This window comes from Arenibacter palladensis, assembly GCF_900129275.1.
GTDB lineage: Bacteria > Bacteroidota > Bacteroidia > Flavobacteriales > Flavobacteriaceae > Arenibacter > Arenibacter palladensis.
Genome location: NZ_FQUX01000011.1, coordinates 1 through 18,519, shown reverse-complemented (window position 1 = coordinate 18,519; position 18,519 = coordinate 1). Strand labels below are relative to the sequence as shown.

The following is an 18,519-nucleotide window of genomic DNA, read 5'->3' as shown; positions in this document are numbered from 1 at the left end:
TTTGACAAATATAATTATAATTTACATTTGTCCAACTTCTTTTAATAAAACTTTAGACAAAATATTATTTAACGCCTCTCCTTTCCAATTATTTGTTTAACTTTACACTGTAATTTATTAGACAGCAATATGAGCAGATATTCCATGGCGCAGGTAGTTTCTTTAACAGGTATCAACTCCCATACCTTAAGAAAATGGGAAAGTAGATACGATTTTTTAGTCCCTGAAAGAACAGATACCAACATCCGGTTCTATACGGATGCCCAATTAAAGAAACTATTGAACATAAGTATCCTAAGAGGTCAAGGTGTTCGTTTATCTGCTATAGGGAAGATGACGGACGACGAAATCCACAAGATGGTTGCAGACGCTTTGATCGAGTCTGACCAAGATGCCGAAGTAAAGGCCTTGGTGTTGAGCATGATTAATTTGGACGAACAGGAATTTGACAACATTATAAAATCCCAGATATTAAAAAATGGCATTCTAACTACCTTTACCGAAGTAATTTATCCTTTTTTGCACAAAGTGGGCGTGCTATGGGGTATCAATAAAATTATGCCTGCGCAAGAGCATTTTGTTTCTAATCTGATCCGTCAAAAAATATGTTCGGCCATAGATTTATTGCCTATTCCACCAAAGAATGCTCCAAAGATAATTATGTTCCTTGCCGAAGGGGAAAATCATGAAATTGGCCTTTTATTGGCTCACTTTATTGCCAAACAATTAGGGTGGCGGGTTTATTACCTTGGTCAAAATGTGCCATATGATAATGTAAAGACCATGGCCGAGTTGGTAAGCCCTAATTATCTTTTAACCTTTTTCATTACCACTACCCCTTCGGTGGTAGAAGACAAGGTTCTTAGATTATCTTCGGAGACCAAAACACCATTTCTATTCTCTGGAAGTCCCGTTAATTTTGACCCTAAGAATAAAGACAACATGGTAACCTACTTGAAAAGTCCAGGGGATTTAATTACAGTTTTGGAGGAGGAATTGTCTTCCATATAATCCAGTTATGCCCTTACGGCCTTAGCACTACAAACATGTGTTGTTACCCTAAATTGATTTCTTTAAAAAAATCTATATATGGAAAGCAACTCAAACTGTGTAGGCTCAGCAATTTATACCGATAAACATTACCTTAATTTTAGACCTAACTGGCAAATAACCTATTGCGCACTGTCTTTTTTAGTTTCCGTAGTTTCCTTCTTTTTACTTAAAAGTCCACCCAATATTTTTTTGGCCACTTCTTTCTGGGTCTCCTTTTTGGCTGTAGTTGTGGTATCCGTTTTCGTAGTAGAATCGGTTTTTTTTGTGGCAGCCCCTAAAAGACCTCCAATTACATCCTGAGTCTTTACCTGGTTTTCCTTCTTGGTAGAATCTGTAGCTTTCTGGTTTTTGGCAATAAGATCACCTATAAAATCCTTGGCCTTGTCCTTCCCCTTATTAATCAATTTTTGCTTTTCAATCTCCACCAACTGGGCCGTTAGATTTTTAATGCCCGAAGTAAGGTCTGTAGTTACCGTAGGACTGGTATAACCTCCCCCTATATTTGCAGTAATGGGGATAGTTAAATTTTCCAAGGATTTTTCGTCAATCCTCGCTATTATGTTATTGATATCCTTTCCCAAATACTTAGCGGGTACCTCAATGGTAGCTGCATAGTTTAACTTTTGATCAAAAGTATGGCTACCGGCAACATTAATTGCAAAATCCTGATATTTAACGGTAAACGGCTTCACCTTTACCACTCCATCCTCAAAAGTCAATACCGTTTTCAAATCCTTTAGATTCAATTTATCCAGATCCAAAAAGTTCAATTTACTATCCAACTCCGTAAGTAAAGGTGCACTTTCCGCATCAATTTTATCGGTCAATAATTCAGCCAAAATATTTCCGGAGATAGAATTTAAATTGGGAGTGAAATCGTCCTTTAAACTTCCGGTAACCTGAACATCTGAATTTAAAGTCCCTTGCAAAATTTTAGCTATGGGCGCTAGGGTCCTGAACATTTCCAAAGCATTAAAGGTCTCTGCAATCTTAAATCCATCCATTCCCAACTTCATGGCGAAGGTAGGTGTGGCCTCCTTGGTGGACACCTCCCCATTTAGCGCCAATTTACCATTAAAGATTGAAGATGTCATATTGGACAGTATTGCTTTCTCATCCCTAATTACCAGTGTTCCCTTAACATCCTTCAAAGTAAGATTGTCATAAATTACAGTATTGGCCGTGGCGTTAATGGTACAATCCAAAAAGGAAGGTATCTTAATTTTTTCTTCAGCAGATGTGGTGGACGCCCCTTTATCTTCCCCTCCACCTACTACGGTAGTTTCCGCCACCATGAAATCATTGACTGCAAAAGTGTTGGACCTGAGATTAAAATTACCCTCTATGTTCTCGTTGTTGAACATAAAACCCAGTAGATTAATAATGGTTCCTGAGGCATCAAAATCCGTTTTTCCCGTTGCTCCTTGCAAATTGTTCAAGGTCACGGTAGTAGGGTTAAAGGTCACCGAAGTACTTTTTAATGTAATGGGGTTAGGAAATTCTTCGGACTTGTACTCAAAGTCGCTCAATTTTAAGTTACCTGTTGTTTTGGTATTTTCATACTTCTTATTCTCTATAGATGCCATATCAAAGGCAGTAGAAATATCGGCAATTAAGATTCCCTTTAAATTTAAATCAGCAGGAACTGGGTAGGCCTTGGAAATATTGGCAAGATTCATTTTTCCATCAATCTTGGCATCTACCTTGGTATTCCCCATTAGGTCGTTAATTTTGGCCACCATATTAAACTTGTCCTCATCTATCATAAAAGACAACTTTCGGATATCAACAAAAGTATCTTCAGTGATACCGGTATTATTTGAAATTTCGGTATCTATAAATACATTCCGGACCGTTTTGGGCAGATCTGGATACTTAAAGGAGGCATTATCCGAATTTATATCTATTTTGAACTGAGGAATATGATCGTCATCCACTATCCCTTTGAATACTCCGGCAACGGTAAAGTTACCGGTAGTGGTCACCTGTGCAATATCCTTGGAATAAGCCTCTGGAATAACGGCTAGGAAGTTTTTAAAATCGGACGAAGGTGTTTTAAAGCTAATATTTACCTCCTGGTTGTCCTCATTCAATTTCACAAACCCATCAAATACCAAGGCCAGTTGATTGACCATAGCCTCATTCTTTAAAAAGGAATACTTGTTTTCTTTCAAGTCCACCCCAATAAGTGCCTTCAATTGAACCGGATTCTTGTTCAAATATTGCGTACTGTCCATTACAAAAGAAACCAAACCACTGGTCTCTGTGTCCAATTCAGAATTCTCCAAGGAAAGATCTCCCCTACCGCTATGGTTCATTTCAGAAAAGGCAAATGACATGCCACTGGAAAGGTCATCATATTTTATTACCGCATCATTGATGGCATAAGACTCCATGGACAAGGTAAAACTGCTTTCGGATGAAGCCGTTTCGGCTGAAGTATCCGGGGAAGAACTTTCATCGGTAGCGATATCATAGTTGGCATTCTCTTCCTTGTCTACCATTATATTTATAAGCGGACGATCCAATACCAAACTTTTTATGGCAATAGGCTCACTTGCATCCTTAAAGAGTTCCTTTATAGACATATCCAAACTTACCCTATCCGAAGCAAATAGGGTATCGCCCTCAAAGGGAGCCTTATTTATCAATGTTATGTTATCCAAAGTAACCGTGGCATTGGGGAAACTTCTGAATAGACTTAGGTCCGCATCGGAAAAATCGAAGGTGGCATTAATACTATTGTTCACCTTATTCTTAATAATGCCCGCAATTTTACCTTTTAAGAAAAATGGGGCGGCAACAAGAAGTAAAATCATCACCAAAAATACCCCACCAACAATCTTTAAAATTTTCTTTTTCATCTGTAACTATTTACAATATTATAAGCAATACAATCAATTTATGGCCAACAAGGAGCAATTCACCCCTTTTCTTACTATTTTTTGTTTTACATTCCGGCTATGGCCCAATATTACATAGAAATTGACCATAAGTTTAAACGTATACCTTCAAATATTGACGCAATTCTACGATATATCACCAAGTAAAATCAAAATTCCCACTTAGTTTAAACAAAATTTAACATCGAAATAAAAGGTATTAAACCTCAGGGCAAGCCCTGAACCCAATTAGGAATCGACCCAAGGGTCGAGGTATTTAACCTAGAACCCGCCGAAAAAGGCGGGATTAGTTCAACTTGCAATTTTAAGTGCGTCATACTGACTTCTAAAAATTGAGTTTCACTAATAAAAAACAGCTTGAATACTGCCTCCCCAGCTGGTTCATCAATATTATAATTAAAATATTGACATACTCGATAAGAACAGCAAAAAGCAAATTTTATTATGCCTCAAGATCAATTTCCTGATTTACCTTTAAATTGAATCGCCTTCTAAAGAGATATACGAAGAAATAGAGGAAAGGGGTGTCCAAAAATGCCACAATTACCTTAAAAATGAATCCACTGATCACTAGGCCGTAAAACATGGACCAAGGTAGCACCTCAAAAATACACAATAGGCCAACCACGGTAAAAGTATCTATGAATTGCGAAAGGTAAGTGGAGAAATTATTGCGCAGCCAAAGATGTTTTCCATTAGTTAGTCTTTTCCAGAAATGATATATGCCAATATCCACGTATTGGGCAAAAAGATAGGCCAACATAGAGGCAAATACTGCAATTGGAGACAGGGCAAATACCTGGCTAAAAACCTCGTCCTGAACCGGAGAATTGGGCAATGCCGGAACCCAATTGGCCAACAATACAATTCCCATGGAAAAAAAGGAAGCAAATATTCCGGCTGTAACAATTTGGTTTGCCTTTTTCCTGCCATAAATTTCCGAAATAAGGTCTGTAATCAAAAAAGTAAGCGGATAAGGCAAAATACCCACCGAGATTTCAAATAATGATGCTCCAAAGACCGAAACATCGCCAAAAGGCCTCCAATAAAAAAATTTTTGAAAAATTAAATTGGAAACAACCAAGGAGGTAATGAACAATGCCCCCAAATAGAGATATATCTTAAAGGCCAGCCGCTTATCCTTTTCTTTTAATACTGCGTATACCATAGAAGCAATATAAATTTTAACATTTTATAATTTAATCCCAATTAAAGCGTTCCTACACTTTGATCCTTGAAAAAAGCCAAATTTAAACGAACAGGGATCGATTAACAATAAAAAAGAAATAAACTAAACTTTTAAGCATGAACAAAAGCATTTTAACAGCATTCATTATTCTAATTGCCGCAACGGTACAGGGCCAATCTTACATTGGTTTTGGAACTGACAATTACAATGGGGTGCATGGCCTAATTTCCAATCCCGCGAATATTGTTGATTCGCGATTTAAAACGGACATTAACCTTGTTGGGGTTAGCGGACTCATTGGAAACGACTATTACAGTGCAAAATTCGGGGATATTTTTAAAGACGATTTTGATTTTGACGATGATGGAACAAAATCCCCCAAGAATGCCAATAACGCCTATGGCAATGTTGACATTTTGGGACCCTCTTTCATGTTTAACATCAATCCACGGAATTCTTTGGCTATTTTCACTAGGGGTAGGGTGTTTTTTAATGTAAATGATATAAATGGGGATACCTATGATAATATTTCCAATGAGTTTGATGAAAATGAAGACTTCAATGTAAACGAGGGGGATTATCAAATGAGCGCCAATGCCTGGGCCGAAACAGGCATTACCTATGCCACGGTACTTCTGAACAAGGAACAACACTTTTTAAAGGGAGGTATCTCCCTGAAATACCTAATGGGATACGGAAACGCTTATTCCAGCGGTAAGAATATAGTTATAGATTATGATGCAGATGGATCGGGAACTACGGGAAGTATTGACTCCCAAGGTGAAATAGCCTATGGTAATAGCGACAACATCACCAATGATTTTGAAGACTATGAATTTGTTAAGAGTGCAGATGGCTTTGGGGTAGACTTAGGTTTTATCTATGAATGGAGACCAAGTTTTGCAGACTATACCGTTACCGATAAGGACGGCAATCCTTACGCGCCAAAAGACTTCAACAAATACAAATTGAAATTTGGATTATCCTTGACCGATCTAGGAAGCCTTAAATACGATGGTCCAGAAAATGCCTATGACATTACCAATTCCATTAGCGAAGACGATTTTGATAATGAAGAAGGGTTTGAAGACAAGCTGAACAATCTTTACACACAGATCAGGTCCGGTAACGCTTCAAAAGCCGTTTTACCAACCGCCCTGCACTTAAATGCCGATTGGAACATAAACAATCACTTTTACCTGAACCTAAATAGTGACCTGTCCATAACGTCAAAAAGTAATACCAATACCAATAGCATTGCCAATATAGTTTCCCTAACCCCCAGGTTCGAAAGCAAATGGTTCAGTTTTTATTCGCCAGTAAGTTATGTTGAAAATCTAGGCGTACAATGGGGCGCAGGATTAAGGGCAGGGCCGCTTTATATAGGTTCCGGATCTATTTTAACAGTACTGACCAGCGACCAATCTAAAGGCGCGGACGTTTATGCCGGACTAAAAATACCTATTTACCAATCCAGACCAAAAGATAAGGATGAGGACGGTGTATTGGACAAGGTTGATGGTTGTCCTGAGGTTCCGGGACCGATAGAGAATAATGGATGTCCTTGGCCAGATACCGATGGCGACCAAGTATTGGACAAGGATGACAATTGTCCAGAGGAAGCAGGAATAATAGAAAACAAGGGGTGCCCTTGGGAAGATTCTGACAATGATGGAGTATTGGACAAGGACGACAATTGTCCGGAAGAAGCGGGAGTTCTGGAAAATCAAGGATGTCCTTGGCCAGATACCGATGGTGACGGCGTATTGGACAAGGATGATAATTGTCCCGAAGTGGCTGGAACAGTTGCCAATAATGGGTGTCCTGAGGTAACAGAGGAGGTTCAAAAAACCTTAAATGAATATGCCAAGACTATTTTATTCAACTCGGGTAAGTCTACCATTAAAATAGAATCTACCAATGTCCTTGTAGATATTATAAAGATCCTTAACGAGTACCCCAATGCCAAATTTAGCATTGAAGGGCATACGGACAGTATTGGAAGTGTTCCACTTAATCAAAAGCTATCCGAGGAAAGGGCACTTGCCGTTAAGAACTTCTTAATTGAAAAGGGTATCGACAGTTCTAGATTGACTTCCATTGGATATGGAGAAAGCAAGCCTATTGCCACGAACATGTACAAAGCTGGTCGTGCAGAAAACAGACGAGTAGAAATAAACTTGGTAAGAAACTAACAAACCAATAAATCCCAATAGAACAAGGCCGTACCACCATTTGTGGTACGGCCTTGTTATTATACCTATTTCAAGGTCTAAATGCGAAACCTATATCCCTTACTCTAAAAATCCCGATCCCGATCCTCAATTTTCCTGTATTTCGTGGTAAAAAAATCATTGGCAATATTATTAAATTCATCGGTACGGGTCACCAAAGTATAATGCCCCGAATTAGGTAAAATCCACAAATAAGCGTTGGGAATATTTTTAAATATCTTTAAGGTATGATCAGGTTTAATAACATCGTGATCGCCACCCACAACCAAAGTAGGTATCCTTATTTTATGTAGCTCTTCCTCTGCAATATTTGGCTGTTCCACCAATAACTTAATATACTTGTAAACTATAGAATCCAAGGGTGTTTTAGCTTCCTTTCCGCTAAACATTTTTTCAAACATATTATAGGTCCTAGTTACCCTTTTTAATACATCTGGCGAGACCGCCGAGGAGTCTGGTTGCAAATTAGTTCCTGTAATGACCATTTTTTTTACTTTTTCGGGATGCCTTATCGCCAACAACAAGCCATTTACACCTCCGTCACTCCATCCCAGAACATAAGCAGAATCGATCTTCATTTGCGATAGTAAGGCCGCGTAATCATCTGCCATCATTTCATAGGAAAGCGAATCCAACTTGTCTGTAGATTTACCGTGATTTCTACTATCGGCTACAATAACCTTATATTTTTTTGAAAAAAAGGGTATTTGTTTAACAAAGGCACTGATAGATGCTCCGTTGCCGTGAATTAAAAGCAAAGGCTCCCCTTCACCATAAGTTTCGCAATACATTTTAAAGCCCCGAATGTCATAATATTTCCCGGCATCCGGATTGTTGCCATATTTGGTGTTTTTTGTTAAACTATCATATTCCTTCTTAATTCCATCCAATGACTTTTGTCCAAAAGAAACAAAACAGAAACAAATTAAAATTATACAAACCCAGGTTGTTTTAGTCATTGTACAATACGTTTAAATTAATATCAAACTTATTGAACATTTTCCTTTTCAAAATCGCATAAAGATGTGATTTTGAACGTTTCACAAAAATCTAAATAGTAGTTTTATTGGTAATTGCCGCTAAGGGCTTCCCTCCTATTTGAACATCCATTTTTTTGGGCAAAAATTAAGATTATAGTCCTTAAACCCGAAGGCCCCAATACAAGTTAAAGCCAACAAAAAAAAGACCGTTCAAAGGTTTTTGAACAGTCTTTTTAATCAAATCCTATTTTGGATTAATTTTGTCTATTTAATATTCAAGGTAAACGGCATACGGGCCTGAACCCCTTTATTTTGCAAGGCTAGCTTTATCTCCTTTAAAATGGCATATGCCTCGGCACCTATTTCTTCCTGTATAATGCTTTCCTTGCTTTTGGCCGTAGCACCTCCCAAATCTTCCATTAACTTCTCAAAATCCGATTTGTACTTAGGCAGTTTTCGAATTCCATAGTTGTCCAATTCCACCATTTCAGCAGCGGCAGCAATAGCCTCATCCAGTCCCCCCAATTCATCTACCAATCCCAAACGCTTGGCATCTACACCGCTCCATACCCTACCTTGCGCAACACTATCGGCCTGGGCCAAGGTAATGCCACGGCCTTGGGCCACCCTATCCAAAAATGTTTTATAGGTAGCTTCTATCCCTTCCAAAACGTTGCTTCTAAAACTATCGTTCATAGGTTCAAATAAGGAATAATCTACCGAGTTTTTATTGGTTCCCACCTGTTCAGCGTTGACCCCAATATTTTCAGCAAGTTCACTTATATTGGGAATAGTCCCAAAAACGCCAATAGACCCGGTAATCGTAGTAGGTTCGGCGAAGATCTTATCGGCTCCCGCCGCAATGTAATATCCTCCCGAAGCAGCTACATCGCCCATGGATACCACCACTGGTTTGGATTGCTTGGTAATTTCGATCTCGCGCCAAATAATATCGGACGCCAATGCACTTCCTCCAGGGGAATTTACCCTCAACACTATTGCCTTAACATTCTTATCTTCCCTAGCTTTTTTTAGGGCATCATTGATAATTCCCTGACCAATTACATCGGAGCCTCCCTCACCGTACCAGATTTCTCCTTGTGCAAAGATTACCGCAATCTTATCCGTACCACTATTGATTTTTATCTTGCTGGCTGTTCGTATATAATCGGATATTGGGACATAGTTTAAATCATCTGCCGTATCTACCCCCATTTTTTCCTTAATCATGCTTTCATACTCATCGAAATACACCACCTCATCGATCAACCCGGATAAAGCTGCATATTTTGAGGTACGCGTACCCAAAGTATCCGCAATATGGTTCAGATCTTCAACGGAAATATCCCTACTTTCCGAAATGTTGGTAAGCATGGAATGCCATAAGGCATCCAACAACTCCTTTATCTGCGTCCTATTGGCCTCGCTCATTTCATTGGCCAAAAAAGGTTCTACGGCACTCTTATACTTCCCATGCCTAATAACCTCCATTTTAATACCGGACTTTTCCTGTAAATCCTTAAAAAATAATACCTCGGTAGACAGTCCTTTAAAGTCCAAAGCGCCAACAGGGTTAAGGTAAACCTCATTGGCCACACTTGCCAAATAGTAATCCTTCTGCGTATAAAAGTCCCCATAGGCATATATAAATTTCCCACTTTCAGCAAAATCGGTCAAGGCATCCCTAATGGCCTGTGTTTGGGACAAACCGGCCATAATCACATTATTGTTTAGGCTAATTCCTTTTATTTTATTGTCTTCCTTGGCAACGTTAATGGCATGCAATATTTCATCCAGTCCCTGATTTACATTGAAGAGTCCGGCAAAGGGATTGGATTCATCCATTCCCACATAATCATTGATGGGGGTTTGCAATTGAATTTCCAAAACGGAATTATCCTTGACGACTACCGTGTCCTCACCTTGACCAATGAGGGCTGCCAAAACAACAAACATGACGAACATGATTCCAAAAGCGATTAGACATCCTATAATTGCGGCCAATAAATTTCTTAAAAAGTTCATTCCTCGTATGTATTGCTAATAACTTGCAAAGATAACCAATGTAGGATTGTTGTAATTATAAATGTTGAATTTTATAACCTGAAACCTCCTGAACCACAATTTCGGAAAGCCCTTTAAAAATTGGTCCCGTTTTTGGTATTTCCCTTTATGAAGTTAATTACTTTTGCTTACTTTGCCCGCCTATTATGAACAAGACCACAACAACATATCTTTCACTGGGAAGCAATCTTGGGGATAAACTGAACCATTTGCAGGAGGTGGTGTTTTTAATCCAAGCCAGTGTTGGCGAAGTCATAAAAACATCCCCGATATACGAAACGCCTGCGTGGGGTTTTGAAGGCGACAATTTCTATAATGCCTGTATTACTGTAGAAACTGCGCTTACCCCCTCCGCTCTTTTGGAGAAATTGCTGGAATTGGAAACAAAGTTGGGCAGGGAGAGGAATCCGGGAGCAGGCTACTCCTCCAGAACGGTAGATATCGACATACTTTATTTTGATAAGGAAATAATAAATACCGATTTACTTACCGTGCCCCACCCCAACCTGCAATTGAGGCGGTTTGTACTTAGGCCATTGGCGGATATTGCTCCGCAGTTCTATCATCCAATCCTGAACAAGGACACAAGAAACCTATTACAGGAATGCAAGGACAAGAGCAATATTACCAAAACGCCCCATAAACTATACACCAATAGATCCCAGCTTTTTTCCCAATTGGAATATATTGCCATTGAAGGAAATATTGGTGCGGGAAAAACTACTTTGGCCCATAAGATTGGACAGGATTTTAATGCAAAATTGGTATTGGAACGCTTTGCGGACAACCCCTTCTTACCCAAGTTTTATGAAGATCAGGGTAGATTTGCCTTTCCATTGGAAATGTCCTTTCTAGCCGATCGCTACCAGCAATTTATGGACGACACTTCCCAATTTGACCTGTTCAAGAACTTTATGGTAAGCGATTACGACATTAACAAATCCCTGATTTTCGCCAAGGTCACCCTTCAGGAAGAGGAATTTAAGCTTTATCGAAAACTCTTTAACCTCATGTACAAAGAGATAAAAAAGCCGAAAATTTATATTTACCTGTACCAAAACACAGAACGACTACTACAGAATATAAAGCAAAGGGGAAGGGAGTACGAACAGAATATAGCGCCAGAATATTTGGAGGAACTTAACCGGGGATATTTTGATTACATAAGAAGTTTTCCCGAGCAAAATAATCTCATTTTGGATATAAGTGAACTGGATTTTGTGGAAAACCAGGCCGATTATGAGGTGATACTGGACCATATCCAGAAATATGCAGTGAAACTCTCATTTTAAGATAATTTTCACATATTATTTGCACAGGACGAATCAATTTATTTACTTGCGCCTCCAATAAAGTCGTTTTCAGCCATATGGCACATCCTAAAAACGATGTAAAGACTTTAAGGTTTTAAACTAACTAACTCAAACTATATATTGCCAAACCCAACCTAATAGGTTGGGTTTTTGGTTTTTATTATCCTTCTACTTAGAAAATAATTCCAAGATTGAAACAAAAGTTATGCCTGACCGCAAAAAGCTCAAAAGAATCCCTCTACCATAAAATATATTGTTCATTTTTTGCATCGCCAAAAAAACGACCAGGGCTGAATAACCAAGGTACGGTGCACCTTGGTTAGGAGGAGCCAGCTGTAGCCTAGGCTAGGCTGATTTTTCTTTTCTTGAAATCTACGCACTTTCCACAGCCACAGCGTCCAGGCCGCTTTCACTAAGGTATAATGCTCTATGGACGCCTACCATAAGCCATTGCGGAAACTCCTTGATTTGCTACGAAAACATAAATAGGCCGTTCCCTGTTCTGCACAACTTCTCACAGACAATCACAAAAAAGACAATATGTCTTCTAAATATAAGCTTACAACCACCTTCTTCCGTATGGTGCACCATGATTGACCTTTAAATTTGAAATGAAATCGATTTATGATTTCAATTTAGCCCAAAGGTCCCAAACCACAATACCCACACTAACCGAAATATTCAGGGAATGTTTTGTGCCGTATTGGGGAATTTCCAAAACCAGGTCGCTACCTGAGACTACTTCTTGGGAAACCCCCTTTACCTCGTTGCCAAAAATTAGTGCATACTTGTTATTTTCTTCAATCATAAAGTCGTTCAACATAATGGCATTCTCGGCTTGTTCCACAGCGAGTGAGGTATAGCCCTCTGCCCTTAATTCCTCCAACAGTTCCAAGGTACCCTTCCTATATTCCCAGGCAACACTATCCGTGGCCCCTAGGGCGGTTTTATGTATTTCCTTATGCGGTGGGGTTGCGGTAATTCCACACAGATATATCTTTTCAATCAAAAATGCATCGGCCGTTCTAAATACCGACCCAATGTTGTTCAAGCTCCTCACATTGTCCAGTACAATACAAATCGGTGTTTTTTCCACCTGTTTAAACTCCTCAACATTAAGTCTATCCAATTCGCTATTCTCCAATTTACGCATGTAATCCCAATTAAATTTTTACTCTTTCCCAAAGTCCAATAAAGACATTACTTAGCCCAAAACAGCATAAAGTTATCCCCAAAATATCAACAATAGTGTACATTCCAATAGATAAACCTTACATTCGTTGTTCAGGAAATGAATGCAAAAATAAGTTAATAAAATCGCTTTTGGCAGACTCGGGAAAAACAAAAAAGGTAACCCCTTTAATGAAACAATATAATACCATTAAGGTGAAATATCCTGATGCCCTATTATTGTTCCGTGTCGGGGATTTTTATGAGACTTTTGGGGAAGATGCCGTAAAGGCTTCAAAAATACTGGGTATTATTCTTACCCATCGGAACAATGGTGGTGACAGAACAGAACTTGCCGGTTTTCCGCACCATTCCTTAAACACTTATTTGCCAAAACTGGTAAAGGCAGGGCAAAGGGTTGCCATATGCGATCAGCTGGAAGACCCTAAGCTTACCAAGACCATAGTTAAAAGGGGTGTTACGGAACTGGTTACCCCAGGTGTGGCCATGAACGACGATATCCTTTCGGCCAAGACCAACAATTTTTTATGTGCAGTTCATTTTGGACGAAAAAGATTGGGGATATCCTTTGTGGATATATCCACAGGCGAATTTCTAACTTCGGAAGGCAATGAGGAACAGATAGACAAATTGCTCCAAAATTTCTCTCCGAACGAAGTATTGGTATCAAAAGCCAACAAAAAGGAATTTTTGGAGGTCTTCGGCAAAAATTTCCATACCTTTTTTACAGAGGATTGGATTTTTCAGGATGATTATGCCCTGGAGACACTTACCAATCATTTTAAAACAAAAAGCCTAAAGGGTTTTGGCGTAGACCATTTGGCCCATGGTATAGTAGCGGCAGGGGTTGTCTTACATTACCTTTCAGACACACAGCATAGGCAGTTACAGCACATCAATACCTTACAACGCATTGCGGAAGAGGAACATATTTGGATGGATAGGTTTACCATAAGAAACCTGGAACTTTACCATTCCAACAATCAAAATGCGGTTACCCTTTTAGATGTCATAGATAAGACTATCTCCCCTATGGGCGGTAGAATGTTGAAAAGATGGTTGGCACTTCCTTTGAAGAATATCGAAAAAATACGAAGAAGACATCAGGTAATTACCCACTTAACCGAAAACGAAACGGCCCACCATAAATTACAAAGCGGCATAAAATTGATAGGCGATCTGGAGAGATTGATTTCCAAGGTGGCCACTGGAAAAATAAATCCGAAGGAAGTTGTTCAGCTTAAAAATTCCTTGGAGGCCATTGTTCCCATAAAACAGATCACTACCAAAAGTAAAAATGAAGCCTTGAACCTCATTGGGGATCAATTGCACACCTGTGATATGTTGAGAAGCAAGATCAAAGAAATGGTCAGCGAGGAGGCTCCGGTAAATATGCTGAAAGGCAGTACCATTGCCAAGGGGTATTCCGCAGAATTGGACGAACTAAGGGGGCTGGCCTATTCCGGCAAGGACTATCTGGACAAAATGCTGGAGAGGGAAACACAACGCACAGGAATTAGTTCCCTCAAAATAGCCTCCAACAATGTTTTTGGTTATTATATAGAAGTGCGGAACACCCATAAGGATAAAGTTCCGGAAGAGTGGATCCGAAAGCAGACCTTGGTCAATGCCGAACGATATATTACCGAAGAGCTCAAGGAATACGAAGCTAAAATATTGGGGGCGGAAGAGCGTATTTTAAGTCTGGAACAGCAATTGTTTTCACAGTTGGTGGTCTGGATGCAGGAATACATAGCCCCTGTACAAAACAATGCCTTTCAAATTGCGCAACTGGATTGTCTTTGCGGCTTTACCCAGTTGGCCAAGGAGAACAATTATGTTTCCCCGGACATGGACGATTCTACCGAACTATCCATCATTGGCGGCAGGCATCCCGTAATTGAAAAGCAATTACCTTTGGGAGAGGCGTATATTGCCAATGATGTTACCTTAAATAGGGACGAACAACAGATCATTATGATCACCGGTCCCAACATGAGTGGTAAATCGGCCATCTTAAGACAAACGGCCCTAATAGTGTTGTTGGCCCAGATGGGAAGTTTTGTACCTGCAGATGCTGCCAAAATTGGTTATGTGGACAAAATATTTACACGGGTCGGTGCCAGTGATAATATCTCTATGGGGGAATCTACCTTTATGGTAGAAATGAACGAAACAGCCTCCATTCTAAACAACCTCTCAGAACGCAGTTTGGTACTTTTGGACGAAATAGGCAGGGGCACCAGCACATATGACGGCATCTCCATTGCCTGGGCCATTTCGGAATATTTACACGAGCATCCGGCTAGGGCAAAAACATTGTTTGCCACCCACTATCATGAGCTCAATGAAATGACCTCGACATTTACACGTATCAAGAACTTTAATGTGTCCGTAAAGGAACTAAAGGACAATGTGCTTTTTTTGCGAAAACTTACTCCTGGTGGTAGCGAGCATAGTTTCGGTATCCATGTGGCCAAAATGGCCGGTATGCCGCAACAGGTGATCCACAAAGCCAACAAGATTCTCAAAAAACTGGAAAAATCGCATTCCAGTGAAGAGCTTTCAGACAAACTACAATTGGTCCAAAATGAAATGCAACTAAGCTTTTTCAATTTGGACGATCCTTTATTGGAACAGATCAAGGAGGAGATTACCCATTTGGATATCAACACCTTAACACCGGTTGAAGCCCTAATGAAACTCAATGAAATTAAGCGTTTGCTCACCAAAAAGAAAAATGCTTAAGGGATGTAGCGGAGGGCCATTTAGCCCATAATTCCCATCTAAAATATTCACCTTGGGCACATTATAAATATTTTGATTCTTTTTAGCGAAAAGTTCTTTGCTTTTTACAGAATTGTATTAAATTTGCTCCCGCATCTGAAAAGGATGCAACGTTCATTACATAAACTGCGAAAATAGCTCAGTTGGTAGAGCGCCACCTTGCCAAGGTGGAGGTCGCGGGTTCGAATCCCGTTTTTCGCTCCATTGTAAAATCTCTACTGCTCTGAGCAGTTAGGCTCGAGTGGTGGAATTGGTAGACACGTTGGACTTAAAATCCAATGGACATTAGTCCGTGCGGGTTCAAGTCCCGCCTCGAGTACAGATAAGTGGAAAAGCCCTGACCTTTTGGTCGGGGCTTTTTTGTTTTAGATGTCCCGTCCTGAAATAAGTTGACACAATTTCGACTTATTTATGAATCATTCAGAAAATCCAAAGAAGAAGCGTACTCAACGGGATTACAACTTAGGCTTTAATTAGCTGTTATATCCGAGGTTGAAAAAGGCGAGATGACCTATAAACAAGCTCAAAAAGCTTATGGGATACAGGGCAGAAGTACTGGTTTGGTTGCGAAAACATGGTACCTTAGATTGGAGCAAGCCAAAACTTCAAACTATGCCTAAATCCAAAGAAACACCTGCTCAAAAGATCAAACGTTTGGAACGGGAGTTGTCCGATGAGAAACTAAAGAACAAAGTTCTTAACACGATGATCGATATCTCCGACCAACAATATGGCACTTCGATCAGAAAAAAGTGTTCGCCCAATCAATCCAGCGAATCCGACAGCAACAGGGACTGAGCCTGTCCCGGTGCTGTAGATTGTTTGGGATAAGTGGACAGGCTATTTATCAAGCAGAAAAGCGGGCAGAACGCAGAGCCGATGAGCTGGCCGTAATAAAGCCATTGGTACTTGGTGTGCGCCAAGTGATGCCCAGATTGGGCACACGAAAATTATACTACCTGCTTAAAAATGAATTTGATGGACAAGGGGTCAAGATAGGCAGGGATGCCCTGTTCGACTATCTAAGATCTGAATCGATGCTGATAAGGCCAAAGAAAAACTACACCAAAACCACGGACTCCAGGCATTGGTTAAAAAAATATCCCAATTTAATGAAAGAGGTCAAGGCAGTAGAGCCGGAACAATATTTTGTCAGCGACTTTACTTATATCAAGAGCAGGGAAGGAACGCACTATCTATCACTGGTGACAGATGCCTTTAGCAGAAAGATAATGGGGCACCACCTAAGTGATGACATGAGTGCGGAGAATGTGGCCATAGCAATGAAAATGGCAGCTGACAATAGAATTACATCTAAGGAGCTTATACATCATTCGGATAGAGGATTACAATATTGTTCCTCTATTTATCAAAATGAACTAAAGCGGTCCAATGCGGTACCATCAATGACCGATGGGTATGATTGCTACCAAAATGCTTTGGCAGAACGTATCAATGGAATACTAAAGGGCGAGTTCCTTATCAACACGTGCAACACAGGAAAAGAACTTAAAATATTAATAACAGAATCAATAGAGACCTATAATGACAAAAGACCGCACTTGAGTCTTAATTATAAAACACCTAATTTTATACATAACAAAAAATCCAGTGAAGTGAGTTTCACTGGATTCATTTAATTATTTAAAAACTGTCAACCTATTTTAGGACGACACAAGACAGTGAGCCAAATTTATTTGTGCGAAAACGGATAAAACATAATTGTGGCATATAGTGCCGGCTTTTTCACTTTCAATATGTTCGTCCGGGACTCACCGAACGAAGTGAGGTAATTCCCGCCACTTTAATATCATTTAATCTCTTCACAACTAAGTTCTGCAAAGTTTTTCACTTCGTAGTGAACAAATTGTAAGGGATAACCATTACTTAGTTTTAGGTCTAACCCAAGTCCAAGCTAGCGCAGCCCGTCTTTTGGTTTCATTTACGCTCCGTGGGCATTCTCCGGAAAAATTTCCTTGTTCCTTAAACATAGCGGCACGAAGTTGCAAACTTCGCATAACATGGGGTTGCAAAATTCACACAGCTGGAGTACAAATCAACAGACAATATAAGTTGTATTGCCATAGGCTATTGATTTAAACTAACTCCTTCTGACCGTGGTAAGTTACCAACCTCCTTTTGAGTGCAAACCCCATAGGTTCACTTTAGTGCAATTACCCCATAATCCCAACCTACACTAAATATTAGCACAAAAACATCCAAAATCATCTTAACGACCGTATATAGAACATGTTGTAAAAAATCGGCTATTAACAATGTTTAATTTACCCCAAAATTCTACGAAGCCACTTAACCTAATTACTTATGAAAAATCACCCCAATTTATTTTATTACTCAGCATCACTCCTATTTGTCCTTTTTTTAAACTCTTCCTGCACCAATGACTCTGATTTGCTTGTAGATTATGTCAATGACAACAACCAAGAGGAAACAGATATTACTGAGGAAGAAAATCCAAATGAGACCAACAAAGAAGATCAAAGTTCCAAAACCATACCATCGGATTTCGATTGGAGCAACATTCCAGTGGAATTCGGCGATTCTATGTGGCTGATCAAGGAAGAATTCGACCTAGGAGGTACAAAGGTGTCCTTGCCCGATAACGTAACCCTCAATTTTGACGGAGGTGTCCTTAAAAATGGATCTTTAGAGGGGAACGGGACCACTATTGAACCCACTAACGCTTTCCACATATTTAATTCGGTAGAACTGACAGGAAATTTCAGTAACGAATATCTAAAACCTATATGGTTCGGGGCCTTTATGGACGGTATTTCCGATGAT

Annotated in this window: 9 protein-coding genes, 2 tRNA genes and 2 pseudogenes; 8 read left to right on the top strand and 5 right to left on the bottom strand. The window is 39.7% G+C overall.

The genetic code is table 11. The annotated features are described in order from the left end of the window. Window positions 1-129 precede the first annotated feature (129 nt). Window positions 130-1,011 (top strand): MerR family transcriptional regulator, encoded by an 882-nt coding sequence (locus BUA60_RS20525; RefSeq protein ID WP_072865097.1) that lies wholly within the window; start codon window positions 130-132, stop codon window positions 1,009-1,011. Window positions 1,012-1,172: 161 nt separating this feature from the next. On the opposite strand, the gene BUA60_RS20520 is transcribed toward BUA60_RS20525, so the two are convergent. Continuing rightward, entirely contained in the window at window positions 1,173-3,917 is a 2,745-nt protein-coding gene (locus tag BUA60_RS20520) for an AsmA-like C-terminal region-containing protein (RefSeq protein WP_072865095.1), read from the bottom strand. A 481-nt stretch (window positions 3,918-4,398) separates the two neighbouring features. Beyond that, window positions 4,399-5,124, bottom strand: coding sequence for a queuosine precursor transporter (locus tag BUA60_RS20515; RefSeq protein WP_072865092.1), 726 nt, complete (start codon window positions 5,122-5,124; stop codon window positions 4,399-4,401). A gap of 137 nt (window positions 5,125-5,261) precedes the next feature. On the opposite strand from BUA60_RS20515, the gene BUA60_RS20510 reads away from it, so the two are divergent. Then, window positions 5,262-7,340 (top strand): DUF5723 family protein, encoded by a 2,079-nt coding sequence (locus tag BUA60_RS20510; protein ID WP_072865090.1) that lies wholly within the window; start codon window positions 5,262-5,264, stop codon window positions 7,338-7,340. A gap of 104 nt (window positions 7,341-7,444) precedes the next feature. On the opposite strand, the gene BUA60_RS20505 is transcribed toward BUA60_RS20510, so the two are convergent. Then, complete coding sequence (locus BUA60_RS20505) at window positions 7,445-8,338, bottom strand: alpha/beta fold hydrolase (RefSeq protein ID WP_072865088.1); 894 nt, start codon at window positions 8,336-8,338, stop codon at window positions 7,445-7,447. 285 nt (window positions 8,339-8,623) lie between these two features. Then, window positions 8,624-10,384 (bottom strand): signal peptide peptidase SppA, encoded by a 1,761-nt coding sequence (gene sppA, locus BUA60_RS20500; protein WP_072865086.1) that lies wholly within the window; start codon window positions 10,382-10,384, stop codon window positions 8,624-8,626. Between the two features lie 185 nt (window positions 10,385-10,569). Between sppA and folK the strand changes: the two genes are divergently transcribed. Continuing rightward, complete coding sequence (folK, locus tag BUA60_RS20495; protein ID WP_072865084.1) at window positions 10,570-11,715, top strand: 2-amino-4-hydroxy-6-hydroxymethyldihydropteridine diphosphokinase; 1,146 nt, start codon at window positions 10,570-10,572, stop codon at window positions 11,713-11,715. Window positions 11,716-12,358: 643 nt separating this feature from the next. Here the strand turns inward: folK and BUA60_RS20490 are convergent. Continuing rightward, on the bottom strand, window positions 12,359-12,889 hold the full coding sequence (locus tag BUA60_RS20490) for a TrmH family RNA methyltransferase (protein ID WP_072865082.1): 531 nt from the start codon (window positions 12,887-12,889) through the stop codon (window positions 12,359-12,361). 209 nt (window positions 12,890-13,098) lie between these two features. On the opposite strand from BUA60_RS20490, the gene mutS reads away from it, so the two are divergent. The 5 genes and pseudogenes from mutS to BUA60_RS20460 all read left to right on the top strand — a co-directional run. Next, window positions 13,099-15,675, top strand: a complete 2,577-nt coding sequence (gene mutS, locus BUA60_RS20485; RefSeq protein ID WP_072865079.1) for a DNA mismatch repair protein MutS — start codon at window positions 13,099-13,101, stop codon at window positions 15,673-15,675. Between the two features lie 167 nt (window positions 15,676-15,842). Then, window positions 15,843-15,918: transfer RNA gene (locus tag BUA60_RS20480), tRNA-Gly, on the top strand. A gap of 31 nt (window positions 15,919-15,949) precedes the next feature. Beyond that, window positions 15,950-16,033, top strand: a tRNA-Leu gene (locus BUA60_RS20475). 92 nt (window positions 16,034-16,125) lie between these two features. Beyond that, window positions 16,126-17,354, top strand: a pseudogene (locus BUA60_RS20465) (IS3 family transposase). Window positions 17,355-18,039: 685 nt separating this feature from the next. Then, a pseudogene (locus BUA60_RS20460) lies at window positions 18,040-18,519 on the top strand (hypothetical protein); the annotation flags it as partial.

Coding starts and splice junctions, on each gene's coding strand:
- BUA60_RS20525 (WP_072865097.1), top strand. CDS start 130: ATGAGCAGATATTCCATGGCGCAGGTAGTTTCTTTAACAGGTATCAAC.
- BUA60_RS20520 (WP_072865095.1), bottom strand. CDS start 3,917: ATGAAAAAGAAAATTTTAAAGATTGTTGGTGGGGTATTTTTGGTGATG.
- BUA60_RS20515 (WP_072865092.1), bottom strand. CDS start 5,124: ATGGTATACGCAGTATTAAAAGAAAAGGATAAGCGGCTGGCCTTTAAG.
- BUA60_RS20510 (WP_072865090.1), top strand. CDS start 5,262: ATGAACAAAAGCATTTTAACAGCATTCATTATTCTAATTGCCGCAACG.
- BUA60_RS20505 (WP_072865088.1), bottom strand. CDS start 8,338: ATGACTAAAACAACCTGGGTTTGTATAATTTTAATTTGTTTCTGTTTT.
- sppA (WP_072865086.1), bottom strand. CDS start 10,384: ATGAACTTTTTAAGAAATTTATTGGCCGCAATTATAGGATGTCTAATC.
- folK (WP_072865084.1), top strand. CDS start 10,570: ATGAACAAGACCACAACAACATATCTTTCACTGGGAAGCAATCTTGGG.
- BUA60_RS20490 (WP_072865082.1), bottom strand. CDS start 12,889: ATGCGTAAATTGGAGAATAGCGAATTGGATAGACTTAATGTTGAGGAG.
- mutS (WP_072865079.1), top strand. CDS start 13,099: ATGAAACAATATAATACCATTAAGGTGAAATATCCTGATGCCCTATTA.